We start from the raw sequence: 24996 nt of genomic DNA, 5'->3' as shown, positions 1-24996 counted from the left end.
GTGAGAAATCAAGATATCATCAGAAAGGCGGAAATGTCACTTTCCGCTTTAAAAAGCGGCGGTTTAATGAACCCCGCACAAGCTTCAGCATTTATCCGCATGGTGCAGAACACGCCGACTATTTTCAGCGAATCGCGTGTGATTCAAATGGAAAATGACTCGCAGAAATTTGAAAAAATCGGTTTCGGCCAGCGGATTCTGCGTGCCGCTGAGGAAGGAAAAGCCTTAACTGACGATCAGCTGACCGTCCCGGCAACAAGTACAGTGCAGCTGAATACGAAAGAAGTCATTGCGGAAATTAATATCACCTATGACACGCTTGAAAACAATATAGAAAAAGACGGCCTGCAGCAGACGATCATGCAGATTTTGGCGGAGCGGGCGGCAGTCGATATTGAGGAGCTTGTCGTAAACGGCGATACATCTTCTTCTGATCCGTACTTGGCACAGCTTGACGGAATCCGTAAGCAGACTGTATCTCATGTCATTGACGGAAACGGGGAAGAGCTGTCCAGAGCCACATTTAAAAAAGGCTTAAAAGCCATTCCGGCAAAATATTTGCGCCTGCCTCAGGAATTCAGATTTTACACATCTCAAGGCATGGAGATTGAATGGAAAGACCGTGTGGCTGACCGTCAGACCAACCTGGGGGATCTTGCGGTGCAGGGCGGTTTGTCTTCAGCATTCGGCGTTCCGGTCAAAGGAGTGTCCAATCTGCAGCCGTACTCGGTCGGAGAAGGTGACTCCCAATACGATGCGTCTGACATTATTTTGACTCACCCAAAAAATATCATTCTCGGTTTTTCACGGAATATCCGAATCGAAGTAGATAAAGATATTCGCAGCCGCAAATTTATTATCGTACTGACGGCTAAACTTGACAGCAAATTTGAAGAAGAAGATGCAAGCGCCAAAATCGTAAACGTTAAAGAATAAGACGGGGGTGGCAGTTATGTTAATTCAGCCGTCTGACGTTGTTTCATATTCAGTTTATGATCAAGTCAAAAACAGGCCGGAGCCGCTTCTTATACAGGACATTCTGGAGGCGGAGGCGGAAGCGGCAAGAATGGCGGGGCATTCGTTCACTGACCCTATTTACTCACCGCTTCCCGAAAAGATTAAGCTTGCGTTATTAAAGCTTTCTCAATATTTTGCGCTGATCAACCAGAATGAAGCAGCCGCTTCCGCCTATCAATCTGAAAAGATAGGCGACTACTCGTATACGGTGGCAGGTGAAGGCGGAATCCGAAAACCGGCGGTGCGCCATCTTCTCTGTGAATATATCACGCCGGGTTATTCCCCGGTTTCTGCAAACGCAAAGGTGAGACCTTTATGAGCTACGAACGGCTGCTCACTGACAGATGCGATATTTATCATGAGACGGTGTCAGTTCCGAAGGCCGGACGCTTCGGGATTCCCGCCGAAAAGCTCCAGCCTGTCTTTTCTTATCCGGAAGTGCCCGACGCTGAAGACGTGCCGTGTCTGTTTGTTGAAAAACAGAAGCAGCTTATTCAGCTTGCGCCTGATCATAAGGTATATCAGCGGTTTCTCGTTCATTTTCCGAAAGAGGCCGCTGTGCGTGTCAATGACAAAATCATTTGGGAAGGACAGGCGTATATTCTGCAAATGCCGAAGAAAGCAAGACAGCACCATTGGGAGGTTATCGCTGTGAGAGATGACAGACTATGAGCATAAAAAACCTTGAACAATGGAATCGGTCGCTGCAAAAGGCATCATCCGGAGAATTTGCCCGTCAGGCAGGCGGATGGCTGGAACAGTCAGGAGAGGATTTTCTCGACATGGTAAGGGAGGAGCTTATTCATTCGGGAGGAATTGAAACAGAAAACCTGCTGTCTTCTTTCCGAAAAGGAGCGCAGGATCATGTATGGATCATTGAAAACGGGGGACTGACCCTTGAAATCGGCACCAATGTAGAGTATGCCTCATTCATAAATGACGGACATTGGACTGTCTCAGATGAAAATGTCAGATGGGTGCCCGGATATTTTCAAGGCTCCCGGTTCATCTATGATCCGTCAGCTTCAACGGGAATGGCGCTCAAAAAACAGTGGATCAGCGGGAATGGGTATTGGGACAAAGCCCTTCTTTTGTATGAGACACTCTTCGCCGAATCGCTGGACAAGCGTTTCAATCAGTGGCTTAACACGTTGGGGGGAGATATCGGATGAATCGCGAAACCGGTTCAATCGCCGCTTTTTTGTATCAGCAGTGCGGCGTGCCCGTATATGAAAATGAACTGCCTGAACAATTTCAGGTGCCGTCACTATACATTCCGCCCCCATTTGTTTTTGACGAAAATGACACAGTCTCCACTTATAAGAAAACGTACAGTCTGAATGTGAAGCTGTTCCATGCCGACTCGGTGCAGGCGCTCTATGCAGCCGACCGGATCGCCGATGCGGTGAGAGAATCAAGACAGCTGATTCCGCTGCTTACGGAATCAGGGGAGGATACCGGTGATTTCGTCCGCATCAGCCGTATCGAAACAAGAGTCGGAGACAAAGGCGAGGCAGTGATCACAATCCGCTGGACGAGCCGCTACTACTATCAGAAACAAACATCTCCCGCACTGCGGGATGTGGACATTAACAGCGGGGTGAAAGAAAAGTGAAACAACATAAAAAGAAAAACGCCGCAGCGGCGGAACGAGCGGTTCTTTATGACACGGCGGATTTAACAAAGCACGCGAAGGAGCTTTTCGGCGTAAAACCTGAGATTCTCCAGGGGGCTTTATTCGGCGTGAAGCAAAAACAAATGACAAAAGCGCAAGCCAAGTCTTACATTGAAGCATTTTTAACCAAGGAGGTCATGCAATAATGAACGGCGGAACATTTACGCAAGGAAAAGAAAAAGAACGTGCCGGAATCTATTTTAACTTTAAAACAACCGCCCAGGAGCGGGTATCGATCGGTGAACGCGGGATTGTCGCCCTTCCCGTCGCATCCGGCTGGGGGGAAGCGAAAACATTCGTTTCCATTTCAAGCATTGAAGATTTGAATAAAAAAGTGGGGCTCAGTATTGAAGATCCGTCACTGATTCTGCTTCGTGAGGCGAAAAAGAAAGCAAAAACCGTTTTGATGTACCGTCTGACAGAGGGAATCAGAGCGAGTGCCGATCTTTCGCAAGGTGTTAAAGCAACCGCTTTGTACGGCGGTTCAAAAGGAAATGACATCATCATCCGCATCAGTGAAAACGTCCTTGATCAGACCGCTTTCGATGTGACCACTTACATGGATGAAGCGGAAGTTGACAAACAAACGGTGAAAAAAGCCGAAGAATTAAAAGCAAACGGCTATGTCACATTTACGGGAACGGGCGAACTGTCGGCTTCCATCCCGCTGACAGGCACTGAGGAAGAATCCGGGGAAACGTTAAACCCGCAGGCAGGCATCCGTCTCGCGGGCGGAACTGATAAAGCACCGGTCAACTCAGACTATACGGATTTTTTAGCTGCGGCTGAAACGGAGAATTTCGATGTCATCGCTCTTCCTGTCGCGGAAAACGATCAGCTGAAAGCGACATTTGCCGCATTCATTAAACGCCTTCGCGATGCGCAGGGACAGAAAGTGCAAGGGGTGACCGCCCATTACAGCGGCGATTATGAAGGCATTATCAATGTGACTGAAGGTGTGCTGCTGGAAGACGGAACCGAGATTAAAGCTGAAGATGCGACCGCCTGGGTGGCAGGCGCAAGTGCCAGCGCCGCATTTAATCAATCCTTAACATTCGTTGAATACGAAGGCGCCGTCGATGTGCTACACCGCCTGACTCATGATGAAGTGATCGAACGTCTTTCCAAAGGTGAATTCCTTTTCTCTTATGATGCCCGTGATAAGTCAGTCAGCGTTGAAAAAGATATCAACTCATTGGTGACATTTACGGCAGAGAAAAACAAAAAGTTCGCGAAAAACAAAATCGTCCGTGTGCTTGATGCGGTGAATAACGATTTGACACGTGAACTGAAAGCCTTAATTAAATCGAAAAAAGGCACGGGCAGCGATCTTCCTGCGACAAATGACGGCCTTCAATTCGTCAAAACGATGATCATTCAATATTTGACTACGCTTCAGGATGCGGGCGGCATCGCCAACTTTGATTCAGACAAAGACATTACAATCGGGCTGAATGAAGACCGCGACGGCTTTTTAATCGATCTCGCCGTACAGCCTGTGGATGCGGCAGAAAAATTCTACTTTAACGTGGAGGTAAACTAAGATGGCATTAAAAGCGCAAAACACGATTTCAGGAAAAGAAGGCCGTTTATTTCTCGACGGAGAAGAGATGGCGCATATTAAAACGTTTGAAGCAAACGTGGAAAAAAACAAATCAGAAGTAAACATCATGGGCCGCCGCATGACGGGACATAAAACAACAGGCGCCAACGGAACGGGCACGGCAACATTCTATAAGGTCACATCCAAATTCGCCGTCCTTATGATGGATTATGTCAAAAAAGGCAGCGACCCGTATTTTACGCTGCAAGCCGTTCTTGATGACAAATCATCGGGCCGCGGAACAGAACGCGTCACTCTGTATGACGTCAACTTTGATTCTGCAAAAATCGCCGGACTGGACGTAGACTCAGAAGCACTCGAAGAAGAAGTGCCGTTTACTTTTGAAGATTTCGATGTGCCGGAAAAGCTTTCTGAAACGTTTTAATTAAGATCGGTATGAGTGAAACAGGCCTTTTTACAGGTCTGTTTTTTATAAAAAAAAGAGTAAGGGAGTTTTCATCATGAGCGAAAAAAACGAACAAGTATATGATCTGTCATTCTTTATGCCGGGTAAAACAGTCGAGGCTGAGGAGATTCGGGTTCCGCTTTCAAAGCGTTTTGTCGATAAAAAAGGAAACATCGTGCCTTTTATTTTTAAAGCCATTACGACTGAGCGCATTGATGAACTGGAGAAGGAAAGCACGACATATAAAAATGTGAAGGGCAGAGGCCGAGTAAAAGACTTAGACAGCCAGCGCTTTTATGCGCGGATCGCGGTTGAATCTACGATTTACCCTGATTTCCGGTCTAAGGAGCTCCGCGACGCTTACAAAACGGCAGATCCGGTCGAGGTGGCAAAACGCGTGCTTTCAGTCGGCGGTGAGTATGCAAATTGGCTGAATAAAGCGATTGAGATCAACGGTTTTGAAGATGAATTAGAAGATCTGGAGCAAGAAGCAAAAAACTGATAAAAGATGGGAATAAGGAAGCCGTGTATCTCTATTACGCGATGCATGAGCTTCATTATTCTCCATCAGAACTGAAAGAGTTATATGAAGCACCGAGACATTTTAAGGCGCTGTTGTACGGTTTAATCGGTTACAAGCTGGACATTCTTGAAAAACAAGCGAAGAAAGGGGGAGCGACATCATGGCAAAGCTGACCGCCCGTTTTGAATTGGAAGATCGGGTTTCAAAGAAAATAAGGAAAATCCAAAATGGCTTCAGAGCGCTTGAGAAATACAGGAAAATGACAAAACGCCAAAGTGAAATTGATATACGCAAAGAGAGTAAATCTGTTTTAAGAACAATTGACCGCATCCAGCGCTCTATGAAAAGAAAGCTGGGCGCACAAATGATCTCTATTTCAGCTGAAGACGGAGCCAGTGCCGTCATTCAAAAGGTGCAAGCCCAATTAGCGGGTCTGCCTGCGTCTTTAACCATTAAAATAGGAGCAAAAGACAGCGCGACAGCGGCATTTGAGAGATTGCGGGATCTGACTGCCGGTTTTAAAGGATTTACCGTTTCACTGTATGCGTCAGACGAAGTGACCCCTGCCATGGAACGTATCAAACGCTATATGCAATCTGCGTTAAAGAACGGGTACTCTGTCACTATACGCGTCATAGATCACGTCATGAAAACAGTCGGCCGAATTTCAGCGGGCATTGATTCGCTGACGGGAAAAAACAATGTTATTCAATTATCGTTAAACGAAAAGGTGACAGCACAGCTGGCTGCAATGCAAAAGAATATGCCGGACGGCGGAAAAGCTTCTGCATCTGCTGCTCCTGCTTCGCCGAAAAACGATTTTTCAATGCTTGACTCCATTGCAGACACCTTCATGAAAAAAGTCAATGACATCGCATCCAAATTTTATCCGGAAACAATCATAGCGGAACTGGATAAATTCGCTGCAAGCTTTATGAAGAAAGCGGACGAAATCGCAAGCAAATTCAGCCCGGCAACGATTTTGGCAGAGCTGGACAAGTTCACAACATCATTCATGGGAAAAGTAGACGAAATCGCGAGCAAATTCAGCCCGGCAACGATTTTGGCAGAGCTGGATAAGTTCACAACGTCATTCATGGGAAAAGTGGACGAGATCGCGAGCAAATTCAGTCCGGCAACGATTTTAACCGAACTGGATAAGTTCACAACGTCATTTATGGGAAAAGTGGACGAGATCGCAAGCAAATTCAGCCCGGAGACGATTTTGGCAGAGCTGGATAAGTTCACAACGTCATTCATGGGAAAAGTGGACGAGATCGCAAGCAAATTCAGCCCGGAGACGATTTTAGCAGAGCTGGATAAGTTCACAACATCATTCATGGGAAAAGTAGACGAAATCGCGAGCAAATTCAGCCCGGCAACGATATTAACCGAACTGGATAAGTTCACAACGTCATTCATGGGAAAAGTGGACGAGATCGCAAGCAAATTCAGCCCGGAGACGATTTTAGCAGAGCTGGACAAGTTCACGACCTCATTCATGGGAAAAGTAGACGAAATCGCGAGCAAATTCAGTCCGGCAACGATATTAACCGAACTGGATAAGTTCACAACCTCATTCATGGGAAAAGTGGATGAGATCGCAAGCAAATTCAGCCCGGAGACCATATTGAAAGAGCTGGATCATTTTACTGATTCGTTTATGAAGAAAGTCGACGACGTTGTCGGCAAATTCAGTCCTGATAAGCTAATCGACCGCGCCGAACAATTTGTAAATGACACGATTGACCGAATTTCTGAGAAATTCGATTTTCTCAATCCGGATAAGATTTTGGAAAAAGTGGAGCAGTTTACATCCTCACTGTTCGGAGGCATTGATAAAAAGTTCGGCAAATTCAGTCCTGATGCGATCATCGAAAAAGCTGAGGCATTTGTTGATAAAATTGTCAGCAAGATTGCCAAGAAATTTGAGAAATTCAGCCCGGACAAAATCATCGAAAAAGCCGGGGAATTAATAGAAAAAATATTTTCAGGAATCGCTGAAAAATTAGGCAAACTCAATATCGGCGGATTATTAGGAGGCGGCACGAAAAAAGAAAAGAGTAAGGGCGGCCTTACTGCCGGCGGCTCCAACGGCCCAAAGCGTCCAGATCTGACAAAGGGTTCACAGCGCACGGTAACAGCGCCAAAATCTTCAGGAAAGTCAGCCAAAAAAACCGGCGGGGCTTTGGGGGGCTGCTGCTGTACCGGAGTGACGAGGGGCAAAAGCAGTAAAGTCGAAGGGCGAAATAAATCTTCAAAACGAGGTTCATCCGTAAAGGAAAGCAAACAGGCATCCGTAAACACGCCGAAAACAAAAGGGGCAGGTAAAGGCATCGGCGCGCTTTTGAAAGGCTTAGGAGATTCAAAGGCGCTAAAAGGCGGTATGAAAGGGTTAAAAGGTGCCGCTAAAGGAATTCCCGGCATAGGTGAATTGTTATCACTTACTGATTTAGCCGGCATCAATAAAGATAATGCAGGAGAGAAGGTCGGCTCAGCAGGCGGCGGTCTTGCCGGAGCCGCGGCCGGAGCGGCAATCGGCAGCGTTGTTCCCGGAGTGGGCACATTAATCGGCGGCGCGGTAGGCGGCATCGCCGGCAGTTTAGGCGGTTCCAGCTTGGGAGAGGCCTTTGATTCAGGAGCTTTGAAAGACACGTGGAATGATATTTCCAAAGCGGCGCAAAGTGCTTGGACAACAATACAAGATACTTGGGGAAGCGTTTCATCCTGGTTCATGGAAAATGTATGGACGCCGGTTTCATCGGCTGTCGTCGGAGTGGCGACAAGCATCTGGTCAAATATCGTGAATGCGTGGACGACGATTCAAGGGATTTTCAGCACGGTGTCATCCTGGTTCATGGAAAATGTATGGACGCCGGTTTCATCGGCTGTCGTCGGAGTGGCAACCAGCATCTGGTCAAATATCGTGAATGCGTGGACGACGATTCAAGGTGTCTTCAGCACAGTATCCGGCTGGTTTATGAGCACGGTATGGGGGCCCGTAAAATCGGCTGTCGTCGGAGTGGCGACGTCCATTTGGAGTAAAATCACAGGAGCTTGGGATAAAATTAAATCCGTTTTCAGTACGGTTTCCGGCTGGTTCATGGATACTGTCTGGAATCCGGTGAAAGACATGGTGAAAAATGTCGGTAAAGGAATATCAGATGCTTTCAAGACTGCTTTAGATACTGTAAAGAATATATGGAAAGGGTTAAGCGGCTGGTTTGAGAAACATATAAAAGAACCTCTTGTAAAAGTGGGAACGGCCATATCAGATGCTTTTTCTGCAGCATTCGACTGGGTGAAAAAGATTTGGGATAAAACCGGCGGCAAAATGATTTCAGGCATAATGAACTTTGTCACAGGAGGCGGCGGAGATAAAAAGAAGAAAACGGACAAAAACGCCACGGGCGGCTACATTACAAAGCCGACCATTTCCTGGATCGGTGAAGCCGGTAAAGAATTTGTCATTCCCGTTGACAACAATCGCGGACGCGGAAAGATGCTGCTTTCACAAGCTGCGTCTAAGCTCGGCATGCGTGTTGTCGATGATATGGGCGCGGCTTCGGCTCAGTCTTCTGCTGTTCCGGCGGGAGCGGGCGGTGTTTCTTCTTCTGCATCTGTATCGGCAGCAGCGTCTGTAGAGGCATCCGGACTTGGCGGGACGGCTTCATCACTCGGCAAACAGTTTACTGAAGGCTTTGACAGCGGAATCAGCAAAAAAGCGGTGGATATGGACGGCTGGAAGGAAAAAAACATCGGAACGCCGTTCAATGCCCTCATTTCGTCTTCATCCGGTTACGGAAAGCAAGTCGTTGCGGGCTATGCGAAAGGTCAGAATACTTCGCCGACGGGCACCGATTCATTTTTAAAAACAAAGGTGAAAACACCTTATCAATCGGCGGTTAATCAATCGTCATCATGGGGCGCCGCAACGGTGAAAGGATATTCGGCCGGACAGAATGCAAAAGATACGGGAACGTCGCAATACGTAAGCACACATATCAATAAACCGTTTGTGCAATCAAGAGATTCCGCGAACGGCTGGGGGTCAGGCCTGATCGGACACTTCGTATCAGGGATGACTGCAAAAGGAAGCGAAGTCAAACAGGCGGCCAAAGATATGGCGAAAAAAGTCGAGGACGCATTCAGAGAAGAGCTTGATATTCATTCTCCTTCCCGTGTCATGATGAGCCTCGGGCGCTTTGCTTCAGTCGGCGTCGTCAAAGGTCTCGGCTCAGTTGACGTAAAAAAATACGCCGAAAAACAGGCAGGCTCGCTTGCAGCAGCCTTTTCCGGCATGGGTGCAGCGGGAGGAAGCGTCAAAGAGTGGCTTTTGGCCGCAATGAAAGCAACCAATACGCCGATCAGCTGGCTTCCGGGATTAATGACGATCGCACAGCATGAGTCAGGCGGCAACCCTAATTCCATTAATCTATGGGACAGCAACGCCAAAGCCGGACACCCGTCACAGGGGCTTATGCAGACGATTCCGAGCACCTTTGAAGATCACAAAGCGCCGGGCATGAATGATATCAGAAATCCAATTCACAACGCCGCTGCCGCTATCGGCTATATTAAAAGCCGATACGGCTCGATCAGCAATGTCCCCGGGATTAAAAGTATGGCTCACGGAGGCCCTTACGTCGGTTATGCCAATGGGGGTCTGATTACCAAGGAGCAGATCGCCCGTGTCGGCGAAGGGAACAAACGGGAGTGGATCATCCCTGAAGAGCGGGGCATCCGCGGCCGTTATCTGCTGCAAAAAGCCGCTCAGGCGCTCGGCATGGAAGTGTCCGATCCGTCCCAGACGGAACCGGCGGCGCTTTCAGCCGGCACGGTTTCCGCAGCCGTTAAAGGCGGCGGACAAACCGTTCAAAAAACGGGAACAAAAGAAATTAAAATCGAATTCAGCGGCGATCAGCATTTCCATAACGGACAGGACGCCGACAGCCTCGCCTCCAAAATCAAACAGGCGCTGATTGATGAACTGCAAAAAGACATTTATACCGGAGCAAAGGGGGCCGTTGCTTTTGACTAAATCTGTTTACGAATTTTGGCTGTCTCAGGGGAAGGACAAGCTCCGGCTTCCCGTTCTCCCTGAAGCGATTGATATCGCAAACAGCGTGCAGAATGATTCCGTGAAAGTCACCGGACTTGGAGAGGTGACGTTTATCGAAGAACCGGGAGCGAAAGAAATTTCGTTCTCTTCTTTTTTTCCGAAACGGTACAGCCCGATTGCCGAATATCAAAGCATCCCTTCGCCGGAAAAAGCCATTTCAGCCATTGAAGCATGGATGAAAGCGAAAAAACCCGTTCAGTTTTTGATTACAGGAACAAAAATCAATGTCACATGCAGCATTGAAAGCTTTAATTACAGCGAAGGTGACAATGAAATCGGCGACCGGAATTTTGATATCGTACTAAAAGAATATAAAACCGCTTCGCCAAGAAAAATCAAACAAAAGAAAAAAACGAAAGCGAAGCGCCCGTCCAAAGCTTCACCCAAAACATATACCGTCAAAAAAGGGGATACGCTTTGGGACATCGCCGGCAAGTTTTACGGAAAACACACGGAGTGGCGGAAAATCTGGAACGCGAATAAAACCTCCATGATTAAGCGCAGCAAACGGAATATCCGGCAGCCGGGGCATTGGATCTTCCCGGGGCAGAAGCTGAAGATACCGCAATGAAACGGGTGAAAAGATGATTGAACTATTTGTCATAAAAGAAACGGAGTGGCTCGAGCTTGTCACAGAAAGCGTAACGCTGGAAGGACACAGATATCAGGCGCCCCGCTCCATCGAAGCGACGATTGTCGTAAAGCAGGGCAGCCAGACGTATTACGGCGTATCAGAAGGGGATACGGTTTTGTTCAAATGGAACGGAAAAGAGCTGTTCCGCGGCGTTGTTTTTGCAAGAACGCCCGATGAGCATACCGTCGCCTTCACCGCATACGATATGCTTCAATACCTTGTGAAAAACCAGGACGTTTACGTGTTTTCCAACAAGCGCGCCGATCAAATATTGAAAAGGATCGCCAGCGATTTTCAAATTCCCGTCACATCCATTGCCAACACAGGCCATACCATTAAATCACTCGTTTTTAAAAATGATACAAGCCTTTACGATATGATGCTAAAAGCGTTAAAGCAGACAAAAAGCCAGACGGGGCGCAATTATCAGCTCTATTCAGAAAAAGGCAGGCTCGGCTTGCGTGAATGGCCGGAGCCGTCTGACATATGGGTGCTGGAAACAGGAGTTAATATCACAGGGTATCAATACAGCACCTCAATTGATGACACCGCAACCCGTGTCGTCATGCGGCTGCAAAAAGACAATAAAACCGTGAAGGCTTCCGCGTCAGACAGCGCGGGCATGAAAACATTCGGCGTTTTGCAGTATACCGAAACGGTTTCTGACGACATTAACGAAGCCCAGCTGAAACAGCGCGCAAAAGTGAAGCAGGCTGAGAAAAAAGGCGTTAAGAAAGAGCTGAAAAATATACAGGCCATCGGTATCCCGGGGTTGGAAAGCGGATTGCCGGTCTATATCTCAATTCCGGAAATCGGGCTGAAGAAAACCTATTATGTAGATACGGACCGCCATGAATTCCAAGGAACAAAACATACCATGACGATTGACGTCACGGAGAAAAATTCACTTCCGGAGGGGACATCCTGATGAGATTAAGTGATGCCATTAAACATTTAGCCGTCGGAGCGGTTGACGCCGAAGCACCGGTAGAGCTGATGCCGGCCGAAGTGACCTCCGTTTCGCCGCTTGAGCTGAAACTGAAAGATCACGACAAACTGTTAATTCCGTCTGATGCACTCATTGTGCCGAAGCGGCTGAGATCCGGAGAAGATGATCAGCTCCAGGCGGGAGATCGGGTGATGACCGCCGCTTTAACAGGAGGGCAGTCTTTCTTTGTACTGGACAAAATTTAACCGGCGTTCGGACGGAAATGTAAGAGAATATCAGCCTATTAAAGCCGCTTCATCATCCGAAGAGGGCTTTTTTACATGATCAAATCTAAAAGGAGCGGGTGCAATGGCCCTGACACCGGAAATCGAATTTGAAGATTTGGAGGATGCGAGTGAGGCCATTGAAACTTCACAAACCTACCGAATTGATTTTGAAAACAACCGGATTACCAATGAACTGATAAACGGACTGGACGCAATCAGACAATTCGTCTATATCGCTCTTCACACAGAACGGTATTCATATTCGGTTTTCAGCCATGATATCGGAAACGAACTCCAGGAAGTGCTTTCAGATCAGAACACGACGGATGCTTATAAAAAAATGGAGATTCCAAGACTGATAGAAGAAGCCTTGCTGTATGATGACCGAATTTTGGCTGTTACCAATTTTGAGATTGAGAAAAAAGATGATGCCTTCACCGTCTCTTTTACCGTTGAAACTGATGAGGGCATGCTTGAGATAGAGGAGGTGCTGGGTGAGGATGTTTGAAGCTCAGACGTTTGACGACATTATGGACAGAATGCTGGCGCGCATTACGGCAGATATTGATACGAGAGAAGGCAGCGTCATTTACAATGCGCTCGCGCCTGCGGCCGCTGAGCTCGCAAAGTCTTATATTTGGCTTGATACCGTGCTGGAGCTCGTGTTTTCCGATACGGCTCAGGGAGAATTTCTGGACAGGCGGGCTGCTGAAGCGGGAATTGAACGAACACCTGCCACAAAAGCGGTCAGAGCCGGAGAATTCACAGCGGGCATCACCATTCCGCCAGGCTCTCGTTTCTTCGTTGATAACCTGTATTTTCAATATACGGGGGATGGAACGCTTGAATGTGAAACAGCCGGTGAAGCGGGCAATGCCGGCATTTCAGGGCAGAACCTGCTGCCGCTTGATACGATACCCGGGCTTGAGAAAGCAGTCGTGCGCGATATATTAATTCCCGGCCGTGAGGAAGAAGATGACAACAGCTTAAGGGCGCGCTATTTTACCCGTGTCCGCCGGGAAGCAGTCAGCGCAAATAAACAGCACTATAAACAATGGGCCGAAGAGGTTGACGGCGTCGGCAGGGCGAAAATCTTCCCGCTTTGGAACGGAGCCGGAACGGTGAAGGTTGTCATCACAAATGCGAATTTGGAACCGGCATCAGATATTCTGATCAAGAAAGTAAAGGATTATATTGATCCGGACGAAGGGCAGGGAGAAGGACAGGCGCCGATCGGAGCGGCAGTAACGGTGGAAAGCGCCGTATGGAAGGAAATCGAAATCTCCGCTTCCGTGCTGCCTGAGCTGAACAGCTCGATCGATGACGTGAAAGCGGAGATTGAAAAAGGCGTCCTGAATTTATTTAAGAAAATGGCCTTCGAAGAAAACACCGTCCGTTTATCACAAATTAACAACATCGTTTATAACTCGGCATCCGTCAGTGACTATGCCGATATCAAAATGAACGGTGCGGCGGAAAACCTCGTGCTCAGTGACGTGGAAATTCCTAAACTCAAAGAGGTGACAATCCTTGAGCAGACTCGATGAGATGACGGCGTACCTCCCGCCGTTTTTAACCCGATTAAAGGAGATGGCACAACTGCTTGAGGCGGAAGCTCCCGAGTTTGAGCGGCAGAATAACGATATTTTCGATTTGACAGATCAGCTCTTTATCACGACGGCGACGTGGGGGCTTGAACGCTGGGAAAAAATATTAAAAATACCGCGGGAATCAGGTGACACGGAGGATATGAGACGGCTCAGGCTGATTTCAAAGATGTCGAATATTCCGCCCATCACACATCAAGCGATCGAGCAGGCGCTAAACCGTTTTTTAAAACATCCGTCAGCTTACGTTCGGATGTTTCCGGGGCAGTATCGTTTTTATGCCGATATCGGGCTTGATGACCTGCAGCACATGAACGAGCTGATTGAAACGCTTGAAAAAATCAAACCCGCTCATTTGGCGTATACACTGAGAGCCGCATTAAACGAAACACTGGAAATCAAAGACCGTGTCATTCTCAACAATCGGAGATACCGAAAAGTCAGTGAACTGAAGGTCGGTTATTCCGTCACACTCAACAATAACGAGGTGGTCTTACCATGATATCAGCCGCTTACAGACAGCGTGCCGCAGCCGATCTGAAAAACAGGATCACAAAAGTGCTGTTAAACGGAAAAGAAACTCCGATTGCGGACATTTCCGTAAAAGAAGCCGCAGTCACCGTTCTCACACGCAGGGAAGAAGACGTCAAACACATTGAAACCGTGCAGATGCTTGACGAAACAGGAAGCGTCATTACAGAACGAAAAACAAATTTAGATCTCAGCAATAACAGAACGCTTGATTTAAGATTTACCTTTGAGGTGGTGTAACGATGGCTTACGAAGAAAAAACAGACTGGCTTCCGGACGATCCGATTAACGAAGATGACGTCAACCGCTGGGAAAAAGGCATAAATGACGCACACACGGATCTGGCGGCCCATAAAAACGACATGAACAACCCGCACAAAACGACAAAGGCGCAAATCGGCCTCGGAAACGTAGACAATGTCCAGCAGGCAGCAAAGAAAGATTTTGACCGGCACAATCAAGATCTGGACCGGCATGTGACGAAGGAAGAGCGCCAGAAGTGGAATAACGGGCAGTTAACAAAGCTGACGGATGATTCAGGGAAATATTTAATAAGTATACAAGATGGCTTGGATTTTCATCAAATTGTAGACCAGCTTAATCAATCTTTTTTCTTTTACACAAATAACACGGGAGTTCATACTCCTCCGCTTTCCACCAGAGGCTTATATATCGGATTCAAGTCTTATGGTGAGGCTCTGGCAATGGATTATGAAGGAGGCACATGGAGAAAAACCCTTAAAGCTTCCGGCTGGTCTGATTGGGTTCAGTTAGAAACTTCGGAAGGCGCCCAAAAAAAAGTCGATGCCCACACAAATCAGACTGATATCCATGTAACGAAAGCTGAAAAGGATACATGGAATGCAGGGCAGCTGTTTAAAATCACAGCTGATAACGGCACGCAAAAAATCAATTTAACTTCCGGCTCGTTTTATGACTCGTTAAAAGATGTTGGTTCTGTAACTTTTTACGGAACCAATGCAGTAACAGACAACCCGTCAAATACGAGTCTCCGAGGTATGCAGTTAGTGGGGCAGCCGGGAATAGGTAATGGTTATGCTGTAGACGTGAAGGGTAATGCATGGTGGTTTTATTATAACACTAATCAAACAGCAATCAATTGGTATCCAATTGAATCCATAGCTGGAGCGCAGTCAAAGGTCGATGCACATGCGATAGATTCATCAATTCATATAAGTCCTATCGAAAGAGACAAATGGAACGGCGGCCAGTTGGCGAAATTGACAAAGGATGATGGGAAACGGACACGCTTAGAAAGCGGATCAGACATACTGGCACTGAGCTCGGGGTTTTATTATGGAATGGGTGCTCAGCTGAAAAACAATCCGGTTGAAAATGATAATTCCTTGTTTAACTATGATGTGATTGAGAGTGAGTCAGGTAGAAAGTCGATTTTGGCTTGGAGAAGTTACGATAATAATGTATGGATCGCGACTGTTCATACAGACGGTGTTTTTAAGGGGTGGAAACGTCTATTTACTGAAGAAGAATTTAATAAAATGACCTGGTATGATTTAACACTAATTAATGGGCATAAGGCTGGCGCAAGAAATCCTCAGTATGCAGTGTGGGGCAACCAAGTATTCACACGTGGTGAAGTGGTTCCCCCAGATTTCGACAGCGTTTTTGCTGTACTTCCTTCTGAAGCTCATCCTTCAACACAGAAATCAATGGCTGCCCCACTCTTTGGAACAACCGGGATAACAAAATATTATGCCGAACCAACGGGAGAACTGAGAATTAACGGGAAATATGCCAAAATAGAGGGGAATATTACAGGGATTTCAATAGATAATAATTTCACTTTGTAATGGGGGATGAATATGCAAGTCTTTTTGTATGATGAGAATTTTTATTTTCAAAGGCCTGAAATCTTAGACAGTACATCAAGTATAATGCCGCAAAACTCAACAACCATAAAACCTCCGGACGGCTTATGGAGGCCGCAGTTTGATGAAGTAAATAAAATTTGGAACGAATCTGCTGATCAAGAATATAAGGAAAATCAAAAAAACAAGTATCAGGATGTGGGGGAGCCGGATCCCATTGTGGAACAGTTGAAAGAAATCGGACAGCAACTGGCAGATGAAAAACTAGCGAGAAAACAAGCAGAACAAGCTCAAAATGCTTTAGGTGTACAATTGTCTGCCGAAGTGGTAGCAAGGGAGAAAACAGAGATGTTGAATAAAACTTTAGGTGAACAAATAGCGTCTTTAAAACTGGAACTCTTAAACGTAAAAGGAGAATGAAAAAATGAAGAGACTTAACTTTTGGGTTTACGCTTTGTTTTATAAGTGGGCCACAATAGAAATGGTAAAACAGGCTATGGGCTATGATGACTGCTCTGCCGAAGATCTGGCTGAAGGTGTGGCCGCGAAGTATATCACGCCTGAGGAATTTCAAGAAATAACGGGTGAAACATACGAAAATTATAAAAATGCTGTGTCATAAGCCAAACGGCTTTTTTTATTTGTCGTTTTTAATAAATGAGAAAAGGAGGACGGCCAATGAAAAAGCATTCATTTGAATTTCCCGCCGATCAACTTGGCAGGCCCGGCGCCGTAAAAGCTTATCGCGGTAACAAAAACGATTATGTCACACCGGTTGCTGATTTGTCCGGAATGGCAGAGCTTCTTACCAATACGCCGCTAGAAGCGATTGAAGTTTACAGCCAATTCGGACAAGACCGTTTAGGAGCCGTCTTAATAGACAGAGCACATGGGTGGGCTTATTCGGACCGCAGCGGAACTCTTTTTATCGAAGAGAGCGAGGATAACAATTCGTGGACAGCTTCACATTCTGTCGCAGTAAAAGGCGGAGTGCTGACCGCTTCGGGTTGGGTCAGCCTGACAAAAAGATATTATCGGTTCCGTTTTGAAAATGGAAATCAAAAACAGTCCGAATTTGTTTTATACCAATCTGTCGGTTCGGGCGGTGATATGGCGTTTTCATATACAGATGTGATTTTTCATGAAAATGCAGCAGAGGCGGGCGAGGGAAGCATCTTCTCGGCGGGCGCTTGGAAAAAACTTCTCGTCGAAATCACCGGCACCGCTGAGTCGGGCCATGTCGCGTTTTGGGGGAGATCCATCTCGGGAAAAAACGTGCCGATCAGAGGAATCAGGTCTGATGACGGGACATCAGCCGCCGGTACGTCAGGCACAGAAGAAGTGTGGTCATTTGATATTGCCGGCTTTAAGGAAATCGTCATGGAAATCAAAAGCATTTCCGGCGGGAGCCTTTCTATCAAAGGCACGGCATTTTCGTAAGAATGAAGCTTCCGAAGGGAGGTGAGAACAATGTAAGAGGGGGGAGCTGAAGTGCTTCTGGATGAACAAGCGGTGCAAAAAGAATTCGCAGGCATCAAAGGTGAACAAAAGGTGCTTGAACAGCGGGTGGCCGTATTAGAGCGGGTATCCGACCGGCAGGATCAGCAAATCATGACGCTGAACGAAAAACTGAACAAAATTGACGAAAACACAACATGGATTAAGCGGACCATTACAGGAGCGATCGTGACAGCAATCTGCACGGGCGTCATTGGCGGAGCCATCGCCATCATGTACAATCTGCTGCAAAAGTAAGGGGGAAACCGATATGAAATTCGCGGACAAAGGCACGGTCGTCAGGACGGTGCTTCTTTTGCTTGCTTTATTGAATCAAACTTTGCTGATGTTCGGCAAATCGCCGCTGAATATTCAGGAGGACCAGGTCAGCCAGCTTGCAGATACGCTGTATGCCGCCGGGTCGGCCGTTTTTACAATCATAACGACTGCCGCCGCCTGGTTTAAAAACAATTACGTTACAGCAAAAGGGAAAAAACAGCAGGCTTTATTAAAAATAAACAATTTATCGAAATAGGAGAGATGAGAATATGGTAAAAATCACACAGGATTTTATCCCGGCAGGAAACAATAACCGCCCAGGCTATGCACTGACACCGATTTACATTACGGTGCACAATACCGCCAATACCGCAGTCGGAGCTAACGCCAAAAGTCACGCAAGCTATGTGAAAAATCCCGATACACCGACAAGCTGGCATTTCACAGTCGATGATACGGAAATTTATCAGCATCTTCCGCTGAACGAAAACGGCTGGCATGCCGGTGACGGAAACGGGGACGGCAACCGTAAATCCATCGGTATTGAAATTTGTGAAAACGTAGACGGCAACTTTTCACAGGCCGTGGCAAACGCCCAATGGCTCATCCGCACATTAATGACCTCGCACGGCATCCCGCTTGCAAATGTCGTTGCGCACAAGCATTGGTCAGGAAAGCTTTGTCCGAGAAGACTGTTGGATACATGGGATGAGTTTAAAGCGGGAATCGGTTCTGGGGAAAGACAGACGTATACCGTCCAAAAAGGAGATACGCTGTCGGCGATCGCGCGGAAATTCGGCGTCAGCGTGGCCGATCTGCAGAAATGGAATAACATCGCTGACCCGAACCTGATTAAAGTCGGACAAGTACTGATCGTCAGCCCGCCGGTTGAAGCACTGTATTCTCTTCCGGACGAGGTGATTCAGCTGACAGAGCCGTACACGTCCGGCGAGAAGGTATACCAGGTGCAAAACGCGCTCGCCGCGCTTTATTTCTATCCTGAAAAAGGAGCTGTCAATAACGGAATTGACGGTATCTACGGTCCGAAAACCGCAGATGCCGTGGCCCGCTTCCAATCTGTAAACGGACTGACGTCTGACGGCGTCTACGGCCCCGCTGTAAAAGCGAAAATTCTGATGCAGCTTTAACAAAAAAGGCTGAGTCCCGTTCACATTGCGGGATTCAGCCTTTTTTCTTTTTTAACCGGTTCAATAACCCGAGATTCCTCGCCCGCATCCTCAGCGAATAAGCGGAAAGCCCGAAGCGTCCGTAATCCACAAACTTTACGCGCCTGACAATTTTCTTCACATCATCACCTGTCGCATCTCTTTGTTGGTTTTATTATATGAAAGATATGGAAAAAAGGAATAAGGACAAGAGCCGTGTCTCCTGTCCTTAGTGTAATCAAGCTTTTTTTTGTTTATACTTGTCAATCAGCCGCTCGTTTTCTTTGAAAATTCTGGCGGTATGAGGGCTGACCTGGTAACTTGCGATACTTGTCATTGAACGTTTTTTAAACATTTTGAACGGTTTCGCTCTTTGTTCCGGCTGCCCGTTTTGAAATGCCTGCTCCATTTAACCGTCACCTTCCTCTTCTATTGGCAGCATTAAATCATAAATGCTCGTTAGCGATGTGAAAAGCAAATAATCGAATTCCGTCAACAGGTTTTCCGACGTGAGTTTGATCACGTAATGGCGGTTCTGGACTGTAAACGGAATAAGCACAAGCCTGCCTTTTTGATCATAGTAGACGTCTTTACGGTTAAGACGGGACTGAACGTCCGCCGCATCAGACATATGCTCCGTCAAGCGGTCCTTATCCGATTGTGCGGAATAGTCGCACAAGGAAGCCGTGACATTCATTTTTTCGGCATAAGCGGCCAGCAGTCTGGTGATGCCTTCCGCATAAGCTTCTGTACTTCCATAATATACATGGATCGGTTCATTTTTCAACAGATATTGATAGGTTTTCAGTTTTTCAAGATAGGAGTGAAGCATTTCGTTATTTTCTTCTAAAATTTCCCGCGTATCCGTCTCTAATTCATTGCCGGCGAGCTTTTTGATATACGCGCTCAAAAAGATAAACGCATCAATAAGGGCAAAGCAGACGGCAACAATCAAATATTGTCTCCATGCGGCAAAGAGCGATTCGGGATCATATGTCCAATAGACCATGGAGCCCAGTACAAATAGTAAATACCACGTTTTACGGATGGCAAACATTTTTTCTTTTACCTTTGCCTCATACCGCCAGGATGCGTACACATATAAAATGAGTGCGGCCGCCATCGTCCACACCATGATCTGAAAAAACAAAAGCATGAGCATCCCTCACAATTTGAAAAATGGTCTGCTATGTTCATTCTATGTCATGACATCATTTTCCTGTCACAAAAAAAACCGCTTCTGTAAAGAAGCGGATGTCATCAGAAAAAGAGATCTAGGATGAAAAAGGCGATGGCGCCGAGTGTACCTGCAATCGGCAGGGTGATGACCCATGTAATGAGCATCCGTTTAGCCGTTCCCCAGTTTACGCCTTTTACGCGGTGGGAAGCGCCCACACCGAGAATGGAAGACGAAATGACGTGCGTCGTGCTGACAGGGAGATGAATAAACGTGGCCCCGAAAATAATGGCTGCGCCGGTTAAGTCGGCAGATACGCCGTTTACCGGACGGATTTTCATAATTTTTCCGCCGACGGTTTTAATGATTTTCCAGCCGCCGATGGATGTGCCGAGACCCATTGCCAGGGCACAAGAGAGCTGCACCCAAAAAGGAATGGCATCACTTTTATGTAAATTGGCCGTCATAAGCGCCATCGTAATAATACCCATCGCTTTTTGCGCGTCGTTCGTTCCGTGTGTATAGGACTGAATGGCAGCCGTCAAAATCTGCACTCTGCGGAAGCGTTTATTTGTTTTCGCCAAATTGCTGTCTTTAAAAATCAGCTTCACGATCGAATATACGATAAAGCCGAGAACAAAGGCGATGATCGGTGATAAAATAAGTGCTTCGATAATTTTAATGAACCCTTTATAATTAAGCGTCGCAAAACCTGACGCTGCAATGGCCGCTCCGGCGATCGCTCCGATAATCGCATGTGAAGAGCTGCTCGGAATGCCGAAATACCATGTGATCAAGTTCCAGGCGATTGCGGCGAGTAGAGCCGCAAGAATGACAACTGACCCATTGTCTAATGTATAAGGATTCACAATGTCCTTTGTAATGGTTTTCGCCACACCGGTAAATGTCATTGCTCCGAGAAAGTTCATGATGGCGGCCATGACGATTGCGTGCCGCGGCTTCAGCGCTTTTGTCGAAACTGAGGTGGCGATTGCGTTTGCGGTATCGTGAAATCCGTTAATGAAGTCAAATACCAAAGCGCATATGACAATTAATATCGTTAAAAGTAATAGAGTATCCATTATAACCCCTCGTTACGCGTTTTTCATAATAATGGTTTCAAGGTTATTGGCAACGCTTTGGCAAGAGTCGGCAATTTCCTCAAGCGTTTCGTAAATTTCGCGGTACTGAATCACTTTAATCGGATCGGTTTCTGTGCCGAACAGATTTTTTAATGATTTACGGTGCAGGTTATCACAGCTGTGCTCGTATTCCTTAATTTTAATGGCGTGAGGGTGAATGTCCTTCAATCGGTTTTCTGCAAGCAGTTCAATCGTGATTAAAATTTCCTTCGCGCACTCTCTGATGTATCCGCTGAACTTATCGATATGCTCATCGGAAGAAGTGATCGAGAAAATCTCCATCATTGCTGAAAAATGTTCGATTCCGTCAAGCACGTCATCGAGGCTGTTTGTCAGCTCAAGGATGTCTTCACGTTCAATGGGAGTGATAAAAGCTTTGTTCAGCTCTTTAATCATGACATGAACATGATTATCTCCTTTTGTTTCAAACTCTTTTAACGTATCGGCAAATTCCTTTAAAGTCGTCTGGTTCGTCACTTTAAAGTTGACAAAATATTCTGCGGTTTCGTCTATGTTTTTTGCGATTTCTGTTAAAAGGAGTGAGAACTTATCTTTTTTTCTTTTTATCATTAAAAACCCTCCATTGTTTGAATGAGACAATGCACACATCAAATTATTATATAGCCTTTTGTCGAAAAAAAACAGATAAAGTCGAAAAAAACGCCTCTTGATTTTTTCGTAAAAACGTGTCTCATCCTGTTTTTCTTATGTTACCCACTTCGCCAAAAAAACGTAACATACTTCGAATTCAGACATCTTGCTTAAAAAGTATAACAAAAGATGTGAATTTGCTGTCAACTTTTGCACGTGATTTTGCCAGAAAAAAAACGGCTCCCGTAAAAGGAACCGTTTTTGTCAGTTTTTTCTGCCGTTTTTCAGCCAAAAATAGAGCGGCAGCCCGGCGAGGCCGATCAAGAGGGACAGCGCGCAGCTCAGTGTATCTGTAATGATCGTGCTGATCAGCACAAACAGTGAACCCGCGATGGCCAAAACAGGAATGATCGGATACAAAGGCACGCTGTAGGCGCGCGGTTTTCCGCCGCTTTTTTTTCTGAGGATAAACACGGCGAAAAAGGCCATGACGTAAAAAATATAAATCATGAAAATAGAGATTTCAGACAGCTTATCGGGATTGCTGGCGATCATAAAAATAATGGCCAGCGCGATCTGAAATGACACGGCAATCCACGGGGTGCGGAACGTCGGATGCACCCGCGAAATCTGCCCGGCAAACGGCAGCTGTTTCCGTTCCGCCATCGCAAACGAGACACGCGGAAAAGCGAGAATCTTTCCGTTTAAACAGCCGAAGATGCTGACGATGATTCCGACGCTGATCAATTTTCCTCCGATGTCGCCAAACAGCATTCCGGCAGCGGTGCCGGTCGCATTTTCACCGAGTTTGACGATGTCGGTCGCAGGAAGAATGTGCAGCAGCGCAAAGTTAATGAAAAGATAAATGGCGGTGACGACCAGCAGTCCGCCCGTCATCGCTCTCGGGAGCAGCTTTTCCGGATTTTTCATTTCGCCGCCGAGTGCCGCAAGCAGAATCCATCCGTCATAAGCAAACAAGGTGGCCAGTATGGCAGCGCCGAAATTCATGTCCGACATGCTGCTTGTGACGGCTGTGAAAATATGCTGATCGCCTTTCCAAAGGCCGAACACGATCATGCAGATAATCGGAATCAATTTGCCGACCGTCGTAATTCCCTGGACGATGCCGCCATATTTCGTTCCGATAATGTTAATGATGCTTAAAAACAAAACGGCTGAAATCCCGATCAATTTAGACCAGCCGGAATCCCAATTGAACAAGTGCGCCATCAAAGAGCCGAAATACAAGCCGATTGCTCCGATAATGGCGGGGCCGTAAATGATAATTTGAACCCATCCGCACAAAAAGCCCCAAAATTCGCCGTACACTTCTTCGAGATATGTATAAAGTCCGCCCGTTTTCGGAATCTGAGTGCCGATTTCCGCAACGGTCAAGCCGCCGGCAAGCGTCAAAATGCCTCCTAACAGCCACGCGATAAGCGCGGTTTTCGCATCACCGGAGTAGGCAAGCACGGCGCCTGGTTTCATAAATACGCCGGAACCGATGATGGTGCCGATAACAAGTGAGAGGGCGATGGTAAGGCCGATCTCTTTTTTAAGTCCGTTCTCTTCAATCTGCATATCCTATCCCTCCAGATGTAAAATCGTCATGCTGAAAAAACTATTTTCCATATTGTAAACCCTAATTGCTGAAACACGAATAAAATAAATTTTCTGATTTTGTTGTTTTCCCTAAAAGATAAAGGTTTCTGCTTTTGAGAAGGAAAAAATACCGTTTTAAAAGCGAACATTAATGGTTTTTTAATATTGAAGGTTCGTTATTTGGGGAGCGGCAGTCTGCAGACCGTCTGTGAAGCAGATGGGTTGACTTTGCGATCCGGATAACATAAATTGTATATATAAAATATCTCGAAATCGAGATAATTGACTGGAGGATAACATAATGAAAGTTAATGGAATACACCATGTATCAGCATTGACGGCTGATGCGCAGAAAAATTTAGATTTTTATCGGAACATCCTGGGACTGAAGCTTGTGAAAAAGTCCGTAAACCAGGATGAACCGACCATGTATCACTTATTTTACGGTGATGAAGCAGCCAATCCGGGATCGGAATTGACGTTTTTCGAAATTCCGCGGATTGCGCCGTTCCATGCGGGAACAAACAGTATTTCTTCAATCGGCCTGCGTGTCCCGGATGCACAAGCGCTGCAATATTGGAAAAAACGATTCGAAGAGCATCAGGTCGCTCATGGCGGCATCATGACAATAGCGGGCAGAGAGACACTCGCTTTTTGGGATCATGAAGGACAGCGGCTTGTGCTGACAGCTGACGAAAAAGGAAAAGACATCGGTGAAGCGGTGAAGCAAAGCGGCATACCGGAAGAATATTCTTTCCGCGGTCTTGGTCCCGTTGAATTGACCGTCCCGTATGCAGAACCGACGCTGCGTGTGTTAACCGATGTGCTGGGCTTCACTGAAATCGGGAAAGAAACGCATGAAGACCGGGGCACGGTTACGGTGCTCGAATCCGGAAACGGAGGCGCGCGTACAGAAGTCCATCTCATTGAAAGAAACGATCTTCCGCGCGAGCGTCCGGGAAAAGGCAGCGTGCACCATGTGGCCTTCCGCGTCCAGAATGAAGAGGAGCTTGCTTTATGGCACCGCATCATTACGAAAGAAGGTTTCAGCAACTCAGGCATTGTAGAGCGTTATTATTTCAAAGCGCTGTACTTCCGGGAGCCGAACGGAATTCTGTTTGAATTGTCAACGGACGGTCCGGGATTTATGGTTGATGAAAAACCTGAAGAGCTAGGCAAAACGGTTGCGCTCCCGCCTTATCTCGAACACCGTCGTTCTGAAATAGAAGCACGGCTGAAACCGATACAGTAAATCAGAAATCATGACAGATGCCTCCCGGCTTGACGGGGGCATCTTTTTTTGCTTTTTTACCCGTTTTGTCATTCTTTTTACCTATTTGTAAACGGCAAAATAATTGT

General features: G+C 46.7%; 32 protein-coding genes. 26 read left to right on the top strand and 6 right to left on the bottom strand.

Features of this window, described 5'->3' with window-relative positions; all coding sequences use genetic code 11:
• The 25 genes from BZ167_RS03145 (at window position 1) to BZ167_RS03030 (ending at window position 19107) form a co-directional block, all read left to right on the top strand.
• Window positions 1-936, top strand: a complete 936-nt coding sequence (locus BZ167_RS03145; protein WP_007407274.1) for a phage major capsid protein — start codon at window positions 1-3, stop codon at window positions 934-936.
• A 16-nt stretch (window positions 937-952) separates the two neighbouring features.
• Complete coding sequence (gene yqbG / locus BZ167_RS03140) at window positions 953-1336, top strand: protein YqbG (protein ID WP_015417287.1); 384 nt, start codon at window positions 953-955, stop codon at window positions 1334-1336.
• Window positions 1333-1689, top strand: a complete 357-nt coding sequence (locus BZ167_RS03135) for a DUF3599 family protein (RefSeq protein WP_077391936.1) — start codon at window positions 1333-1335, stop codon at window positions 1687-1689. Before yqbG ends, BZ167_RS03135 begins: the two co-directional genes overlap by 4 nt.
• Window positions 1686-2189, top strand: coding sequence for an HK97 gp10 family phage protein (locus BZ167_RS03130; protein ID WP_033574561.1), 504 nt, complete (start codon window positions 1686-1688; stop codon window positions 2187-2189). Before BZ167_RS03135 ends, BZ167_RS03130 begins: the two co-directional genes overlap by 4 nt.
• On the top strand, window positions 2186-2632 hold the full coding sequence (locus BZ167_RS03125) for a hypothetical protein (protein ID WP_015417289.1): 447 nt from the start codon (window positions 2186-2188) through the stop codon (window positions 2630-2632). Before BZ167_RS03130 ends, BZ167_RS03125 begins: the two co-directional genes overlap by 4 nt.
• A complete protein-coding gene (locus tag BZ167_RS03120; RefSeq protein WP_007610809.1) occupies window positions 2629-2838 on the top strand; it encodes a YqzN/YkzM domain-containing protein in 210 nt (69 codons plus the stop codon). Before BZ167_RS03125 ends, BZ167_RS03120 begins: the two co-directional genes overlap by 4 nt.
• Complete coding sequence (locus BZ167_RS03115; protein WP_007610810.1) at window positions 2838-4235, top strand: phage tail sheath family protein; 1398 nt, start codon at window positions 2838-2840, stop codon at window positions 4233-4235. Before BZ167_RS03120 ends, BZ167_RS03115 begins: the two co-directional genes overlap by 1 nt.
• A gap of 1 nt (window position 4236) precedes the next feature.
• Entirely contained in the window at window positions 4237-4680 is a 444-nt protein-coding gene (locus tag BZ167_RS03110; protein WP_003154837.1) for a phage tail tube protein, read from the top strand.
• Between the two features lie 76 nt (window positions 4681-4756).
• A complete protein-coding gene (locus BZ167_RS03105) occupies window positions 4757-5203 on the top strand; it encodes a phage tail assembly chaperone (RefSeq protein WP_003154836.1) in 447 nt (148 codons plus the stop codon).
• 41 nt (window positions 5204-5244) lie between these two features.
• Complete coding sequence (locus tag BZ167_RS20055; protein ID WP_015239684.1) at window positions 5245-5397, top strand: hypothetical protein; 153 nt, start codon at window positions 5245-5247, stop codon at window positions 5395-5397.
• A complete protein-coding gene (locus BZ167_RS03100) occupies window positions 5385-10265 on the top strand; it encodes a transglycosylase SLT domain-containing protein (RefSeq protein ID WP_077391935.1) in 4881 nt (1626 codons plus the stop codon). Before BZ167_RS20055 ends, BZ167_RS03100 begins: the two co-directional genes overlap by 13 nt.
• Window positions 10258-10917 (top strand): LysM peptidoglycan-binding domain-containing protein, encoded by a 660-nt coding sequence (locus tag BZ167_RS03095; protein ID WP_040238238.1) that lies wholly within the window; start codon window positions 10258-10260, stop codon window positions 10915-10917. Before BZ167_RS03100 ends, BZ167_RS03095 begins: the two co-directional genes overlap by 8 nt.
• Before the next feature lie 13 nt (window positions 10918-10930).
• A complete protein-coding gene (locus tag BZ167_RS03090; protein ID WP_015417291.1) occupies window positions 10931-11908 on the top strand; it encodes an XkdQ/YqbQ family protein in 978 nt (325 codons plus the stop codon).
• Window positions 11908-12174, top strand: coding sequence for a DUF2577 family protein (locus tag BZ167_RS03085; protein ID WP_007610818.1), 267 nt, complete (start codon window positions 11908-11910; stop codon window positions 12172-12174). Before BZ167_RS03090 ends, BZ167_RS03085 begins: the two co-directional genes overlap by 1 nt.
• Window positions 12175-12277: 103 nt before the next feature.
• Window positions 12278-12703, top strand: a complete 426-nt coding sequence (locus BZ167_RS03080; protein ID WP_015417292.1) for a DUF2634 domain-containing protein — start codon at window positions 12278-12280, stop codon at window positions 12701-12703.
• Window positions 12696-13742, top strand: a complete 1047-nt coding sequence (locus BZ167_RS03075; protein ID WP_060561805.1) for a baseplate J/gp47 family protein — start codon at window positions 12696-12698, stop codon at window positions 13740-13742. The genes BZ167_RS03080 and BZ167_RS03075 overlap by 8 nt, the downstream gene beginning before the upstream one ends.
• A complete protein-coding gene (locus BZ167_RS03070; protein WP_015239689.1) occupies window positions 13726-14304 on the top strand; it encodes a YmfQ family protein in 579 nt (192 codons plus the stop codon). Before BZ167_RS03075 ends, BZ167_RS03070 begins: the two co-directional genes overlap by 17 nt.
• Entirely contained in the window at window positions 14301-14573 is a 273-nt protein-coding gene (locus BZ167_RS03065) for a hypothetical protein (RefSeq protein WP_060674884.1), read from the top strand. The genes BZ167_RS03070 and BZ167_RS03065 overlap by 4 nt, the downstream gene beginning before the upstream one ends.
• A 2-nt stretch (window positions 14574-14575) precedes the next feature.
• Window positions 14576-16165, top strand: a complete 1590-nt coding sequence (locus BZ167_RS03060) for a hypothetical protein (RefSeq protein WP_053573489.1) — start codon at window positions 14576-14578, stop codon at window positions 16163-16165.
• A 12-nt stretch (window positions 16166-16177) separates the two neighbouring features.
• Window positions 16178-16603, top strand: a complete 426-nt coding sequence (locus BZ167_RS03055) for a YomQ N-terminal domain-containing protein (RefSeq protein ID WP_053573490.1) — start codon at window positions 16178-16180, stop codon at window positions 16601-16603.
• A gap of 4 nt (window positions 16604-16607) precedes the next feature.
• On the top strand, window positions 16608-16805 hold the full coding sequence (locus BZ167_RS03050) for an XkdX family protein (RefSeq protein ID WP_012117366.1): 198 nt from the start codon (window positions 16608-16610) through the stop codon (window positions 16803-16805).
• A 56-nt stretch (window positions 16806-16861) separates the two neighbouring features.
• Window positions 16862-17623 carry a hypothetical protein gene (locus BZ167_RS03045; protein WP_060674886.1) on the top strand — a complete coding sequence of 254 codons (762 nt, stop codon included), beginning with the start codon at window positions 16862-16864 and terminating at the stop codon, window positions 17621-17623.
• Between the two features lie 51 nt (window positions 17624-17674).
• Window positions 17675-17938, top strand: a complete 264-nt coding sequence (locus BZ167_RS03040; protein ID WP_031378810.1) for a hemolysin XhlA family protein — start codon at window positions 17675-17677, stop codon at window positions 17936-17938.
• Window positions 17939-17951: 13 nt separating this feature from the next.
• The gene (locus BZ167_RS03035; RefSeq protein WP_003154813.1) at window positions 17952-18215 is read left to right on the top strand and encodes a phage holin; all 264 of its coding nucleotides are present in this window, start codon (window positions 17952-17954) and stop codon (window positions 18213-18215) included.
• 13 nt (window positions 18216-18228) lie between these two features.
• Window positions 18229-19107, top strand: a complete 879-nt coding sequence (locus tag BZ167_RS03030; RefSeq protein WP_060674888.1) for an N-acetylmuramoyl-L-alanine amidase — start codon at window positions 18229-18231, stop codon at window positions 19105-19107.
• Window positions 19108-19141: 34 nt separating this feature from the next.
• On the opposite strand, the gene BZ167_RS20435 is transcribed toward BZ167_RS03030, so the two are convergent.
• The 6 genes from BZ167_RS20435 to BZ167_RS03005 form a co-directional block, all read right to left on the bottom strand.
• Window positions 19142-19267 (bottom strand): hypothetical protein, encoded by a 126-nt coding sequence (locus tag BZ167_RS20435; RefSeq protein ID WP_003154809.1) that lies wholly within the window; start codon window positions 19265-19267, stop codon window positions 19142-19144.
• A 96-nt stretch (window positions 19268-19363) separates the two neighbouring features.
• Window positions 19364-19534 (bottom strand): type II toxin-antitoxin system SpoIISB family antitoxin, encoded by a 171-nt coding sequence (locus tag BZ167_RS03025; RefSeq protein ID WP_003154807.1) that lies wholly within the window; start codon window positions 19532-19534, stop codon window positions 19364-19366.
• Window positions 19535-20281 carry a type II toxin-antitoxin system SpoIISA family toxin gene (locus BZ167_RS03020; RefSeq protein WP_060674890.1) on the bottom strand — a complete coding sequence of 249 codons (747 nt, stop codon included), beginning with the start codon at window positions 20279-20281 and terminating at the stop codon, window positions 19535-19537. It abuts the gene before it with no gap.
• Between the two features lie 104 nt (window positions 20282-20385).
• The gene (locus tag BZ167_RS03015) at window positions 20386-21384 is read right to left on the bottom strand and encodes an inorganic phosphate transporter (RefSeq protein ID WP_003154805.1); all 999 of its coding nucleotides are present in this window, start codon (window positions 21382-21384) and stop codon (window positions 20386-20388) included.
• Between the two features lie 12 nt (window positions 21385-21396).
• On the bottom strand, window positions 21397-22014 hold the full coding sequence (locus BZ167_RS03010) for a DUF47 domain-containing protein (RefSeq protein ID WP_003154804.1): 618 nt from the start codon (window positions 22012-22014) through the stop codon (window positions 21397-21399).
• Between the two features lie 285 nt (window positions 22015-22299).
• Entirely contained in the window at window positions 22300-23616 is a 1317-nt protein-coding gene (locus BZ167_RS03005; RefSeq protein ID WP_007610842.1) for an APC family permease, read from the bottom strand.
• 322 nt (window positions 23617-23938) lie between these two features.
• On the opposite strand from BZ167_RS03005, the gene BZ167_RS03000 reads away from it, so the two are divergent.
• The gene (locus BZ167_RS03000) at window positions 23939-24889 is read left to right on the top strand and encodes a ring-cleaving dioxygenase (protein WP_031378808.1); all 951 of its coding nucleotides are present in this window, start codon (window positions 23939-23941) and stop codon (window positions 24887-24889) included.
• The last annotated feature ends 107 nt before the right edge of the window (window positions 24890-24996 follow it).

The sequence above is a fragment of the Bacillus sp. 275 genome (assembly GCF_001999205.1).
Taxonomy (GTDB): domain Bacteria; phylum Bacillota; class Bacilli; order Bacillales; family Bacillaceae; genus Bacillus; species Bacillus velezensis.
Note: the sequence above shows the minus strand (reverse complement) of the source record. Positions and strands in the feature narration are given on the sequence as shown.